The organism is Pseudomonas laurentiana (genome assembly GCF_014648275.1).
Lineage (GTDB): Bacteria > Pseudomonadota > Gammaproteobacteria > Pseudomonadales > Pseudomonadaceae > Aquipseudomonas > Aquipseudomonas laurentiana.
In genome coordinates, this window is record NZ_BMQU01000008.1 from 190,275 (window position 1) to 203,601 (window position 13,327).

Annotated in this window: 10 protein-coding genes; 2 read left to right on the forward strand and 8 right to left on the reverse strand. The window is 60.1% G+C overall.

The window, feature by feature from the left end; all coding sequences use genetic code 11:
* Window positions 1-38: 38 nt before the first annotated feature.
* The 4 genes from IE038_RS10755 to IE038_RS10770 all read right to left on the reverse strand — a co-directional run bounded on the left by IE038_RS10755 (window position 39) and on the right by IE038_RS10770 (window position 6,258).
* The gene (locus IE038_RS10755) at window positions 39-1,328 is read right to left on the reverse strand and encodes an OprD family porin (protein ID WP_438810761.1); all 1,290 of its coding nucleotides are present in this window, start codon (window positions 1,326-1,328) and stop codon (window positions 39-41) included.
* A gap of 256 nt (window positions 1,329-1,584) precedes the next feature.
* A complete protein-coding gene (locus IE038_RS10760) occupies window positions 1,585-1,809 on the reverse strand; it encodes a hypothetical protein (RefSeq protein WP_163938049.1) in 225 nt (74 codons plus the stop codon).
* Window positions 1,810-1,996: 187 nt separating this feature from the next.
* Window positions 1,997-5,098 (reverse strand): multidrug efflux RND transporter permease subunit, encoded by a 3,102-nt coding sequence (locus IE038_RS10765; RefSeq protein WP_189395598.1) that lies wholly within the window; start codon window positions 5,096-5,098, stop codon window positions 1,997-1,999.
* Window positions 5,095-6,258: an efflux RND transporter periplasmic adaptor subunit gene (locus tag IE038_RS10770; RefSeq protein ID WP_163938052.1), complete on the reverse strand. Its 1,164-nt coding sequence runs from the start codon at window positions 6,256-6,258 to the stop codon at window positions 5,095-5,097. Before IE038_RS10770 ends, IE038_RS10765 begins: the two co-directional genes overlap by 4 nt.
* 226 nt (window positions 6,259-6,484) lie before the next feature.
* Between IE038_RS10770 and IE038_RS10775 the strand changes: the two genes are divergently transcribed.
* Window positions 6,485-8,056, forward strand: coding sequence for a methyl-accepting chemotaxis protein (locus tag IE038_RS10775; protein ID WP_189395599.1), 1,572 nt, complete (start codon window positions 6,485-6,487; stop codon window positions 8,054-8,056).
* Here IE038_RS10775 and IE038_RS10780 read toward each other — a convergent pair.
* The 4 genes from IE038_RS10780 to norR all read right to left on the reverse strand — a co-directional run bounded on the left by IE038_RS10780 (window position 8,053) and on the right by norR (window position 11,738).
* Window positions 8,053-8,841 carry a YkgJ family cysteine cluster protein gene (locus IE038_RS10780; protein WP_163939560.1) on the reverse strand — a complete coding sequence of 263 codons (789 nt, stop codon included), beginning with the start codon at window positions 8,839-8,841 and terminating at the stop codon, window positions 8,053-8,055. The two genes, IE038_RS10775 and IE038_RS10780, sit on opposite strands and share 4 nt — an antisense overlap.
* Window positions 8,819-9,136: a hypothetical protein gene (locus tag IE038_RS10785; RefSeq protein WP_163939558.1), complete on the reverse strand. Its 318-nt coding sequence runs from the start codon at window positions 9,134-9,136 to the stop codon at window positions 8,819-8,821. The genes IE038_RS10780 and IE038_RS10785 overlap by 23 nt, the downstream gene beginning before the upstream one ends.
* 78 nt (window positions 9,137-9,214) lie before the next feature.
* Window positions 9,215-10,114, reverse strand: a complete 900-nt coding sequence (locus IE038_RS10790; RefSeq protein ID WP_189395613.1) for a chemotaxis protein — start codon at window positions 10,112-10,114, stop codon at window positions 9,215-9,217.
* A gap of 70 nt (window positions 10,115-10,184) precedes the next feature.
* Complete coding sequence (gene norR / locus IE038_RS10795; RefSeq protein WP_189395600.1) at window positions 10,185-11,738, reverse strand: nitric oxide reductase transcriptional regulator NorR; 1,554 nt, start codon at window positions 11,736-11,738, stop codon at window positions 10,185-10,187.
* A 156-nt stretch (window positions 11,739-11,894) separates the two neighbouring features.
* On the opposite strand from norR, the gene hmpA reads away from it, so the two are divergent.
* The gene (gene hmpA, locus IE038_RS10800; protein WP_163934530.1) at window positions 11,895-13,076 is read left to right on the forward strand and encodes an NO-inducible flavohemoprotein; all 1,182 of its coding nucleotides are present in this window, start codon (window positions 11,895-11,897) and stop codon (window positions 13,074-13,076) included.
* Window positions 13,077-13,327: the final 251 nt, after the last annotated feature.

The window sequence follows — 13,327 nt, forward strand, 5'->3', positions numbered from 1 at the left end:
CCCTGAAGGCCTGACTGGCTTGCCTGCCATACCGCAGGTCAGAAAATGTTCAGTGGGTATTCGACGATCACACGGTATTCGTCGACGTTGTTGTCCACCTGCGAGTAACCCTGGCTACCACGGTGGGCAGCCCAGCGCAGCATGACGGAGAGGTCCTTGAAGTCGCCTTCCTGGAATACGTACTGCAGGTCGATGTCACGCTCCCAGTGCTGCGCGTTCTTGCCATCGGGGTTGTACCAGGTCTCGCCGTAGCCTGCGCTGTTCGGGTCAACTTTGGTCAGGTCCAGTTCACCGCGTGAGTAGGACACCACCGAAGTCAGGCCGGGTACGTCCAGGCCGGTGAAGTCATAGGCGTACTTGAGCTTCCAGGAGCGCTCGTTGGGGCCGTTGAAGTCCGAGTAGATCTGCGAGTTGTCCAGGTAAATGCTGTCGCCCTGGGTGATGTAATCGAACGGGGTGTTGCCGTTGACGCGCTGATACACCGCCGTGATCGCATGAAAACCAACACCGACCGTGAAGTGCAGGCTGTAGGTGTTGTTGTCGATGTTGCCCAGCAGCGCATCGCCGGTGTCCTGGGTGTGATAGAAATGCACGCCTGGGTTGAGGCTGACCAGATCGTTCACGTGATAGGTGTAGTCGAGGTCGGCGTAGTACTGGTTCCAGATATCCTTGAGTTCCGCGGCATACAAGTTGGCGGTCAGGTTCGGAATCGAACTCCAGGCTACACCGGCCCAGTTCAGGTGGCGGCTCTCTCGGTCGTCCGGTAGCGTGCCGTACGAGGTGCCGATACGGCTGTGCCCGCTTTGGTTGTAGAGCTTGGTGAAGCTGGCCTGACCTGCGTCGAACATCAGGCCATCGAGGCTTTTGTTAGTCAGGCTGACCCCACGGAAGGTCTGCGGCAACATGCGGCTTTCGCCTCCGGCGATCACCGGGTTGTTCAAGAACAGGTCACCGGCCTTCAGCTCAGTGTCGAAGGCCTTGAACTTGAGCGCTGCGCCCGCGGTAGAGAAGGAATCCGGCGCCTTGCCGTACTCGTAACCTTCTTTGCTGGTGCTGCTGACCGGCAGAATGCTGGAGTTGCCGGTACCGCCGCCGCCATCGAGTTTCAGGCCGAGCATGGCATGAGCGTCAATGCCGAAGCCGAGTGTGCCCTGGGTGTAGCCCGACTCGAATTTGCCAATGAAACCCTGGCCCCACTCCTTGTTATCGCGCTTGCCCTGCGAGAGCTGGTTGCGATTCATGTAGTAGTTACGACTAAGCAGTTTGAGGCTGGAGCCTTCGATGAAGCCTTCAGTGGATTCGTCGTCTGCCTGGGCAGTGAAAGGCATCGTTGCAGCCAGTGCAACGAATAGTGGTGTGAAGCGTAAGGCAATGCTCACCGTGGTTAACTCCTTGGGTGAAGGTGTGGCTGTTTTTTATTGTGCGAAACAACGATCGTCAGGGCGGCAAGGACGATCAAACTCAGGCACTTTTCAGCGCGCCAAAAAAAGCCGCTGATCAGCAGCGGCTTTAGACGAAAACCGCACCGGCGAATGCATCACCGGTGCGGTTTTCGGGGGGAGCAGAGGGGGCGCGAGGCGCCGATCAGCTGTCGTTGCGGTCACTCGCCGAAACCTTGGGCGCTGCGTTTTTCTGGGTTTCCAGGCGGTCTTTACCCTGTTCTGCAATCGCTTGGCGAGCGTTGTCGAGTGCAGCGGCGCGGGCGGCATTTTGAGCCACGAACGCTTGCGATTCTTCGGCCATTACGACCGGCGACAACAAAAAAGAAGACAGAACAAAAACGCTGGCAATACCCATACTGTTGGACATTTCGACAAACCTTCTTGCAGAGCAAGTGCTAGTTAGGTGTACATAAATTAGTCGGAAATGTTCGAATGAAACAGAGAGTATTCGGATAAGAACTGTTGCAGTTTTGGTAAAAGTGTCGATATCACGGGCGTTTGCTCAAGGCACGCGCGGGTCTGCTGCGCTGCAACATTGTCCGTCTGGCTGGCGTTCAATTCATGTCAGGCTGGGGTACGGTTGCCGAGCCTTTGTGCCGGTGAAACAGCTGTTCCAGAGCCAGGTAGATGACGGGCGTGGTGAACAGCGTCAGGGCCTGGCTGACCAGCAACCCGCCGACCACAGCGATCCCCAGGGGTTGACGCATCTCTGCCCCGGCACCGACGCCAAACATCAATGGCAGTGCGCCAAGCAGTGCCGCCAGGGTTGTCATCATGATTGGTCGGAAACGGGTCAGGCAGGCCTGATGGATGGCGGCGAGTGCAGACAGGCCCTGATGGCGCTGAGCTTCGAGTGCGAAGTCGATCAGCAGAATACCGTTCTTCTTGACGATACCGATCAGCAGCACCACACCGATCAGGCCCATGATCGAAAAGTCCTGGCCCCACAGCCAGAGCATCAGGACGGCGCCGAGACCGGCAGAAGGCAGGGTGGAAATGATGGTCAGTGGGTGAACAAAGCTCTCGTAGAGCACGCCGAGGATGATGTACACCGCCACCAGTGCGGCCAGGATCAGCCAGGGTTGGCTCGACAGTGAGCTTTGGAATGCCTGGGCCGCGCCTTGGAAGGTGCCGCTGATCGAGGCTGGTAGACCCACGTCGCGTTGGGTTTGTTCCAGCATCCTTACGGCGTCGCCCAGTGCTACACCAGGCGCCAGGTTGAATGACAGGTTGGCGGCTGGGAACAGTCCGTCATGGCTGATCGATAGGGGGCCGGTACTCGGTGGTGCGACTTTCGCCACCGCTGACAGGGGCACCATTTCACCACTCAGTGGCGAGCGCTGGTAGAAGTAGTTGAGGCTCTCGGCCTTGCCGCGTTGGCGGGCATCGAGTTCGAGGATCACTTTGTACTGGTTGGTTTCAGTCTGGAACTCGCTGATCTGGCGCTGGCCAAAGGCATCGTAGAGGGCTTGGTCGATGTCATTGGTGGTCAGGCCGAAGCGGGCGGCGGCGCGGCGGTCGATATCGATGCGGGTAACACTGGCGCCCAGTTGCAGGTCATTGGACAGGTCGCGAAAGGCCGGGTTGGCCCGCAGGCGTTCGGTCAGTCGCTCGGTCCAGAGGTTCAGCGCCGGGCCGTCGTTGCTTTTCAACACGTATTGATACTGGCTGCGGCTTGGGCCAGAACTGAGGTTGATGTCTTGCCCGGCCCGCAGGTACAACACGACTCCGGGCACCTTGGCCAGTTCAGGTCGCAGGCGGTCGATGAATGCGCTGACGGACACATCCCTCTTGTTACGTTGTTTCAACGCGATCCAAAAGCGTCCGTTGGCGATGGTCTGGTTGCTGCCGGTGACGCCAACGGCGTGGGAGAAGGCCTGTACGGCGGGGTCGGCTTCGATGATCTTCGCCAGCGCCTGATGCTTTTCGATCATGTCCGGATAGGAGACGTCGGCTGCCGCTTCACTGGTGCCGAGGATGAAGCCGGTGTCTTGCACCGGGAAGAACCCTTTCGGAATACTCACATAGCCTGCAACCGCCAGCACCAGTGTCAGGCCAAACACCCCCAGCGTCAGCCGCTGATGGGCCAGGGCATGGTCCAGGCCGCGAGCATACCAGGCCAGCAGGCGCTCACCGATTCGGGGCTTATCTGAGGGCGGATGTAGCGGTTTGCGCATGAAGTGCGCGCACAGTGTCGGGGCCAGGGTCAGCGATACCACCACGGAAATCAGGATGGTCGAGGTCGCGGTCAGGGCAAATTCCTTGAACAGACGGCCTACTACGCCACCCATGAACAGCAAGGGAATGAACGCCGCCACCAGCGAGAAGCTGATCGATACCACGGTAAAGCCTATTTCCCCGGCGCCCTTGATGGCTGCTTCACGCATGCCGTCGCCAGCCTCCAGGTGGCGATGAATGTTCTCCACCACGACGATTGCGTCGTCGACCACGAAACCTACCGCAATGACGATAGCGACCAGGGTCAGGTTGTTCAGGCTGAAGCCGAACAGGTACATCAGGGCGAAGCTCGCCACCAGCGATACGCCCAGTACGCTGGAAACAATCAAGGTTGCCGACCATTGACGCAGAAACAACGCCATCACCGCGATTACCAACAGCACGGCAATCATCAGCGTGATCTCGACTTCGTGCAGTGAGGCGCGAATGGTCTGGGTGCGGTCGTTGAGCACTGACACCTGTACCGCTGCTGGCAGCATCTCTTCCAGCCGGGGCAGGGCGGCCAGTACGCGGTCGACGGTCTCGACGATATTCGCGCCGGGCTGGCGGAACACCACCAGGTTCAGCCCAGGTTGCTCACCGGACCAGGCCTGTACATAGGCGTTCTCTGCGCCGTTGATAACCTTGGCAACGTCCTGGAGTTGTACTGGCGCGCCCTCGCGGTAGGCAACGATCAGGCGGGCGTAGTCGTCGGGGTGGAACAACTGGTCGTTGGTGGCCAGGGTCGACACGCTGTTCTCGCCATAGAGCGCGCCCTTGGCCAGGTTCAGGCTGGTCTGCTGGATAGCTTGGCGCAGGTCGGCCAGGGTCAGGCCGATGGCGGCGAGTTTTTCCGGTTGGGCCTGAACACGGATTGCCGGACGCTGCTGGCCGGTAATGTTGATCAGACCGACCCCGTCGATTTGGCTCAGCTGGCGGGCCAGCAGGGTTTCTGCGTAATCGCTCAGCTCATTGGCGGGCAGTTGCGCTGAGCTGACGGTGAGAATAAGAACTGGGCTGTCGGCTGGGTTGACCTTGCGCCAGGTTGGCAGACCTGGCATGTCCCGGGGCAAGCGCGAGGCTGCCGTGTTGATCGCCGCCTGCACTTCCTGGGCTGCGGTATCAATGCTTTTGTCGAGGCTGAACTGCAGGATCAGGTTAGTCGACCCCAGGGCACTGCTGGAGGTCATTTGGGTCATGCCAGGGATCGCGCTGAACTGCACTTCCAGTGGCGTTGCCACCGATGAGGCCATGGTCTCCGGGCTGGCACCGGGTAGCAGGGCATTGACCTGAATCGTCGGGAAGTCAGCCTCCGGTAGTGGCGCCACCGGCAGGCGTGGAAAGGCGATGGCCCCCAGCAGCACCAGAGCGAAGGTCAGCAGGAGGGTTGCGACCGGGTGATCGATGCACCATGCCGACAGGGCATTGTGGCTTTTCATGGCTGTGCCCCGCGCGTGGGCTCAAGCATGGTCGCGGCGTTCAGAACCTCGACCCTGGCCCCGGGTTTGAGTCGGGACTGGCCATCGACGACCAGTACATCGTTGACTTCAACACCGCTGATCACATTCAGCGTACTGTCCTGATAAAGCACCTGGACAGGCACCGACTCGACCGTATCCCCCGTAACCCTGTAAACAAAGGACTGGTCGATGCCGCGTTGAACCACGGTTGGCGGTACTACGCGTGCCGCGCGATCCAGAGCGGTCTGGATTTTCAGGCTGACCAGTTGCCCGGGCCAGAGCCGCAACTGTGGGTTATCGAATTCGGCTTTGGCCCGAAGAGTGCCGGTGTTGGCGGAAATCTGGTTGTCGATCAGCGTCAGCCGCCCTTCACCGAGCAGGATGCCGCCGCTGTCCCCATCGCCCTCCACATAGGCCAACACCTTGGCCTGTGCAGGGTTGACCACCAAGGCTTGCAGGGTGGACAGCCACTTCTGGGGCAGTGAGAACTCCACCCCGATCGGATCGATCTGGGTGACACTGAACAGGCCCTGAGCATCGTTGCCGCGCAGCAGATTGCCCTCATCCACAGTGCGAATGCCCACTCGGCCACTGACGGGTGAACGGATCTGGGTGTAGGAGAGCTGTACCTGTGCGGCGGCGATGGCTGCCTGGTCGCCAAGAATAGTGGCATGTAGTCGATTGACCAGTGCTTGCTGCTGGTCGAGGGTCTGGCGCGAGACGCTGTTATCGGTGCTGAGCAGGCGGTAACGCTTGAGATCGACATTGGCGACCTGCAATTGCGCCTGGCTTTGTTCCAGTTGGGCTTGTGCTTGCGCCAGGCTGGCACGGATGGCGCGGTCGTCGAGGGTCGCCAGCAAATCGCCTTGCTTGACCATCTGCCCTTCCTTGACCAGCAGGCGGGTGAGTATCCCTTCGACCTGGGCGCGGATGACCACGCTGTGTAGCGACAGCACTGAACCAATGGTGCTGACATAACGGGGGACATCTTCTTGTTTGACCTTCACTACGCGTACAGGGATCGCCGCTCGAGTCTCGGGCCGGTTTGCGGAGGGGCGGTTCCAGAACCAGAAGGCCGTGGCGGCGATGACCAGGGTCAGCAGGCTGATCAGAAGTCTGGTTGAGGTGGGCTTGCGCATGGGGGTGGTTTATCCGCTCCGAAAACAAAAAATCATGTGTTCACATGAGGTTATAGCGCGCCGCGTCGATCAATGACGTGACTGATCAGTCACTCTGCATCTTTCAGTCGATAATGCGATGGATGGCCATTTGCCAATATCCTGCTCTGGATCAATATTTCAGAAAAAAAACACCTTAGAGTCGAACGCCCTGCCGATCTCCTGCCAACAATAATGAGCGCCCACAATGAAGAGCAATCTGCCTGTGACTGGCCGCAATATGGATTATCCCGGCGATGCCAACATTCTCTCTACCACTGACCTGACCAGCGCGATTACCTACGCCAATGATGACTTTGTCAGCATCAGCGGCTTTAGCCGTGAAGAGCTTATAGGCCAGCACCATAACCTCGTACGTCACCCGGACATGCCACCCTTGGCCTTTGAGCAGATGTGGCAAACCCTCAAGCGCGGGCGTTCGTGGATGGGGCTGGTGAAAAATCGGTGTAAGAGTGGCGATCATTACTGGGTTAGTGCATTTGTCACGCCAATCACCAGCCAAGGGCAGACGGTGGAATATCAATCGGTACGTACCAAGCCTTCAGCCGCCCATGTCGAGGCTGCCGAGCGGTTGTATGCACAGGTGCGCAGCGGTCGCACGAGCTGGTTGCAACGGTTACCCGTGCCAGGGCTGGAATGGCAGTTATGGGGTGGCATGAGCCTGTCATTTGCCGTGGCAATGGCCGCGCACTGGTTGCTGCCACTGTCGGACCTGTTGACCCTGGCGCTGAGCACTACGCTGAGTGCTGCCGTAGTGTTTCCTCTGTTACGGCCCTTTGAGCGCTTGCGACGACGTGCCAAGGCGGTGGCAGACAATCCCTTGAGCCAGCAGTTGTACACCGGTCGCCGGGATGGCATCGGGCAAATCGAGTTTGCCATGCTGATGCTGGAGTCTCAGGTGGGTGCGGTGGTTGGACGCATTGGCGACACGTCCAAGCGTTTGGCGGTGGAGGCGGCCGAACTGGCCAGTCACCTGCATAGCAGTCACAACAGTACCCTGGGTCAGCAAAGTGAAACCGATCAGGTCGCTACTGCCATTCACCAGATGGCGGCCAGCGTTGCCCAGGTGGCCAGCAGTGCTCAGCAGGCCTCACAGGCTGCGGATCAGGCCGAAGACGAAACCCAGAGCGGGCAGCAACTGGTTGACCAGAGCCAGAATGCGATCTTGCAGTTGGCCCGTGAGCTGGAGGTAGCCACGCAGGTTATCCACAACCTGGAGAGCCACAGTAGTGAGATTTCCAGTGTGCTTGATGTCATTCGCAGCATTGCCGAGCAGACCAACCTGTTGGCCTTGAACGCCGCCATCGAAGCGGCCAGGGCGGGGGACCAGGGGCGCGGCTTTGCCGTCGTGGCTGACGAAGTGCGCGGCTTGGCGAAGCGTACCGCCCAGTCGACCCAGGAAATTCAGCGCATGATCGGCGTGTTGCAAGGCGGTGCGCGCGATGCGGTGCTGGCGATGCAACAGAGCAGCGCCTATGTCGGTAATAGCGTTGAGCAGGCACAGCGTGCTGCCAGTGCCCTTGATGGCATCAGCCAGCGGGTTACCCAGATCAATGAAATGAGTATGCAGATTGCTGCTGCGGTCGAAGAGCAAAGCAGTGTCAGTGAAGACATCAACCGCAACATCACCAGCATTCGCCAAGCCAGTGAAGTCACGGTCAGTGCCGGGCAGCGTGGTCACCTGAATTCCAGCAATGTTGCCGAACTGGCCGAGGGCTTGCGGCAGTTGGCCGACGAATTCTGGCGTCGCCGCAGCTAGCCGGCCTGCAGCGCAATAAAGCTGTAGTAGGTTGCCGGTTCGCTGTTGACCTGGGCGCCCAGCATACGCAGGTGCTCGGCTAACAGCGGATCGGCTACGTGCAGGCGCCAGGCGCTGCCGGTATCGGCAGAGGCGTCGACTTCACGGATCGCCTTCGCCATGGCCTCGACGGTGGGCAGGTAGGCGGTGAAACCGTTGCCCTTGAGTGCGCTGGCATCAATGCCCAGTTGTTGGCAAATCGCAACTTTGGCGCGGATATCCTCACGGTCGGCCTGGCGCGATCGTTCGATCAAGGTCGCCAGCTCCGGGTCTTGGAGTTGATCGCGGTGAATCAACAGCGGTCCGTCCTGCCAGGCTTCCGGGGGGCAATCCTTGGCCTCGGGACGCAGCGGAATATGCGGGTTGATTTCCATCGGATAGATGCGGCACACCAGTGGCCGTTCCGTATAGATGCGGCAGCGGTAATCAGCATCCAGGTTACGGCAGGGGCCGACGTTGTACGCCGCGAAGGTCACCGCCAGGTGGATCTGGCTGTCACCGCAGGGCACCGCAAAGCTGCGGCGCAAGGCATGCTCGCGCTGATCTTCGGGCAGGCCTGGGCCCTGCTCGAAGAAGGCTTCGAGCAAGACAATCAGTTGCCCGCCGGATGCGCTCCAGCGCCCGGCTTCGGCCAGCGTCAGGGGCACATGATGATCGGTGCAGCATTTACCGCAGCCAACGCAATTGAACGGTGTGGAAAGTGACACGGTTTCGGGCTTCTTCTTAGCGGACAGGTCTGACGGCATCCCACTCGGTGACGTGGGCAGTGCGGGTTTCACGGTGGTACAGGCACAACTCGGTACCGGCCTTGTTCTTCATGTGCGCGGGCTTGTAGCGTCCTTGCAACAGAATTGCCGTGTAACCCACGCTGTCATCGAACAAGGCACTCTGCTTGAGCGGCTTCACTGCAGTGAGTTGGCTGGCTTCTACACAGCTGGCCAATGCCTGGCGTTGCGCGTCTGCCCAGGCCGTATCGCTGGAAGCGCTGGCCTGGGCCAAGGGCAATGCGAACAGGCACAGGGTCATTGCGGCATTCTTCATGGGGCGCACCTCGTGGCTAGTCGTCGTTGCCCGCGATTATGCCCCAGACCGACGGCCCGGCAAGTGAGCACATTGCCTTCACTGGCCGAAGTCGGCCACCGTACGCGCAGCATGGATCAGGCAGTCGGTCAGTTCCGGCGAGGAGAACTTGGTCAGTACGGCATTGGCTCCGGCGGCCTTGGCTTTCTCGCTGTTCATGGCGCTGTCCAGCGAGGTATGCAGGAGCACATACAGGTGCTGGAAGTCCGGCGTTTCGCGCAGGGTGCGGGTAAAGGCGTAGCCATCCATCTCGGACATCTCGATGTCCGAGACCACCACGTTGATCTCGCGCTCAGTGCCTTGCAGTTCCAGCAATGTGTCGATGGCTTCCTTGGCGCTGCGGGCGGTGTGGCACTCGATGCCCAGGTTGCGCAAGGTATGCACTGACTGCTGCAGGGCCACCTGGCTGTCGTCCACCACCAGAATATTGGCAGCGCCGAGCACCGCCGCGTCTTCTGGCGCCAGTTCGATGTGGGTGTGATCGTGAGGCGCTGGGGTAATACCGTGAATCACTTTTTCGATGTCCAGCACCTGCACCAGCGTGCCGTCGACCTGGGTTACCCCGGTAATGAACGACTTGCCGCCCGAGGCGAAGGGTGGTGGGCGAATGTCGGTACTCAGGCAATGGACGATCTTGCTCACGGCTTGCACATGCAGGCCCTGTTTGGAGCGGCTGATCTCCGTAACGATCAGGCAGCCTCCGTCCGGATCGAGCAGGGGCCGCTCGCCAATGGCACGTGACAGGTCGATCACTGACAGCGAGCTGCCGCGCAAGGTCGCAACGCCTTTCACATGGGGGTGCGACTCTGGCAACCGGGTTAGCGGTGGGCAGGAGATGATCTCGCTGACCTTGAGTAGGTTGATGGCCATCAGCTTGCCGCTGCGCAGGGTGAACAACAGCAGCGACAACGAGTCCGCACGGGCTTTTTGCGAGACCATAGGCACCTTCAAGGTTAAAAACATGGGGAGATGCTGGGTTATCGGCTCGGCATCGGTTGGCTTTAATGCGTCAGCGTAGACCGAGGCGCTTGGCCAGGCGATTGAGGTTGGCCCGGTCCAGGCCCAACTCACGAGCCGCACTCGCCCAGTTGTGTTGATGGCGTTCGAGGCTGGCCTGGATCAACTCGCGCTGGTACGCGTCCAGGGCCAGACGCAGGTCGCCGACGATTGTCGCACTGGCAGGGCTTGCGTTGCTGCTGGCCGAGACCGGCTCACTGTGCGGGGTAGGCAGGTCGAGGTCGTTGGCGCTCAGGCTGAGGATCTTCGGTCGCTCCGGGTGTTGCCCAAGGGCCTTGAGTGCCGAGCGGCCAATCAAGTGTTCCAGTTCACGGACATTGCCAGGCCAGGTATAGGCCAGCAGTGCGGCCTGGGCGTCGGGGGTCAGGCGCAGGCTGTTCAAACCCATGCGTGAGCGGTTCTGTTCAAGGAAGTAGCCGCTGATCAGCAACACATCGCGACCACGTTCGCGCAGCGGTGGCACCTGCAGTGGGTAGACACTCAGGCGATGATAGAAGTCGGCGCGGTAGCGACCGGCGCGCACCTCTTCGGAGAGGTCGCGGTTGGTCGCGGCGATCAGGCGCACATCCACCCGATGCTCTTGATCCGAACCCAAGCGTTGCAACTGGCCGCTTTGCAGCACGCGCAACAGTTTGGCCTGTACTTGCAGCGACAGTTCGCCGACCTCATCGAGAAACAATGTGCCGCCGTTGGCCAGTTCGAACTTGCCGCGGCGCTCACTGACCGCGCCGGTAAAGGCCCCGCGCACGTGGCCGAACAGTTCGCTTTCCACCAGGGTGTCGGGCAGTGCGGCGCAGTTCAGGCTCACCAGCGGCTTGTCGGCGCGTGACGAGGCCGAATGGATGGCCTGGGCCACCAGCTCTTTGCCGACCCCGGTTTCGCCGGTAATCAATACGGTCAGGTCGCTGCTGCCCACCAGGGCGATCTCTTCGAGCAGACGCTTGTGCGGCTTGCTCTGGCCGATCAACTCCCGCTCCTGAAGGCCACTGGCCTCGCGGTAGAGTTCGGCCCGTTGGTGTTCGTCTTCTATGCGCAGGGCCAGGCGCTCGATCCGTTCGGCCACCTTGACCGTTGCGGCGGCCAGGCTGGCGAAGGCTTGCAGCGCGTCGAGCTCAATCTGCTGAAAGCGCTCCGGGGCGAGTGCGTCCAGGGTGATCAGCCCCCAGGGCTGTTCATCAACGAACAGCGGGCAGCCCATGCAGTCGTGTACTTCAAGGTGCTGGTGCAGGCCTTCGACCAGGCCATCGTAGGGGTCGGGCAGGTCGCTGTCGCTGGCAAAGCGTGTGGGTTCATGACGACTGAGCAGCACCTGAAACCGTGGGTGTTCGCTGATTTTGAAGCGCCGCCCCAAGGTGTCGGTACTCAAGCCATCGACGGCTAACGGTACCAGCCATTCACCTTCCCGTTTGAGCAGGGCGGCAGCGTCGCACGGCAACAGGGTGCGCATAGCCTCCAACAGGCGTCGATAACGCTCGCGCTCTGGCAGTTCACGGGACAGGTCGCTGACCAGAGGCAGCAGGGCGGTGAGCAGGGGCTTTGCGGTCATAATGACTCCTGTTGGTCTAAATGACTATAAAACAGATGGGGTCATAATGACTCTATATTTTTTAAGTTATTGATTTTATTGGTTTTTATAGTTGGCATGGTTCCTGAATTACTAGCAGCAGTTCTTATCAGAAGCCATAGGCTCAGGAGTCCCCTAATGCTCAACGCCCAAGACCGTGCAATCATCAAGGCGACCGTTCCGCTGTTGGAAAGCGGTGGTGAAGCGCTGACGACGCATTTCTACAAGCTGATGCTCAGTGAGTACCCCGAGGTGCGTCCGCTGTTCAACCAGGCTCACCAGGCCAGTGGCGATCAGCCACGTGCATTGGCCAATGGCGTACTGATGTATGCGCGGCACATCGATCAGCTTGAACAACTGGGTGGGTTGGTTGGGCAGATTATCAACAAGCATGTGGCCTTGCAGATCCTGCCGGAGCATTACCCGATCGTTGGTAGCTGCCTGTTGCGTGCAATAGAAGAAGTACTGGGCAGCGAAATCGCAACCCCTGAAGTCATTGCAGCCTGGGGGGCGGCGTATCAACAACTGGCCGACATCCTGATCGGCGCTGAAGCCCAGGTCTATGACCAGAAAGCCGAAGCCGTTGGCGGCTGGCGTGGTGCGCGGGTATTCAAGCTGGTCGCGAAGGTGGAGGAGAGCAGCGAGATCGTTTCCTTCTACTTCGAGCCTGAAGATGGCGGTGCGATTCTGGCGGCAGAGCCGGGCCAGTACATTGGCCTGCAACTGTTCATCGACGGTGAAGAACACCGTCGCAACTACTCGCTGTCGGCGCTGAGCACGGGCGGTCAGTACCGCATCAGTGTCAAGCGTGAAGTGGGCGGCAAAGTGTCCAACTACCTGCATGAGCAACTGCAGGTGGGCGACACCCTGAACCTGTTCCCGCCAGCGGGCGAGTTCACCTTGGCCGCGAGCGATAAGCCGCTGGTGCTGATCAGCGGTGGCGTAGGCATCACACCGACCCTGGCGATGGTTGAGGCGGCGCTGTCCAGCGGTCGCTTGATTCACTTCATCCACTGCGCCCGTAACGGTGCTGTGCATGCTTTCCGTGGCTGGATCGACGACTTGGCCGCAACGCATCCGCAGTTCAAGCGCTTCTATTGCTACGCCGAAGACGATGGCGTGAGCCCGGCTGCCGACGCGGTGGGCTTGTTGACCCTCGATCAGTTGGGGCAGTGGCTGCCGGCTGAGCGTGACGTGGATGCCTACTTCCTCGGGCCTAAAGGGTTCATGGCGACCGTCAAGCGTCACCTGAAAGGTCTGGGTGTGCCGGAGCAACAGAGCCGTTACGAATTCTTCGGGCCGGCTGCAGCACTGGAGTAACCCCGCAACCTGCCAACAAGGCCCGCTCCTGCCTGGAGTGGGCCTTGCTCGCGGTGCTGCACCCTGTGCGGCAATCTATAAGGCATCTGCAGGCGTTAATCCTGCATTAATCGGCCTATCCTTCACTACCTGACGTCGATGGCGCATGCCTGCGAATCGCCGAATCAGGAAGTCCTTCCTGTCTTCCCCTTTCGCTTTCCGTTCGATACGGTCCGTTGCCCTGGTGTAGCAGTCGGCGATTGACCCGCCAC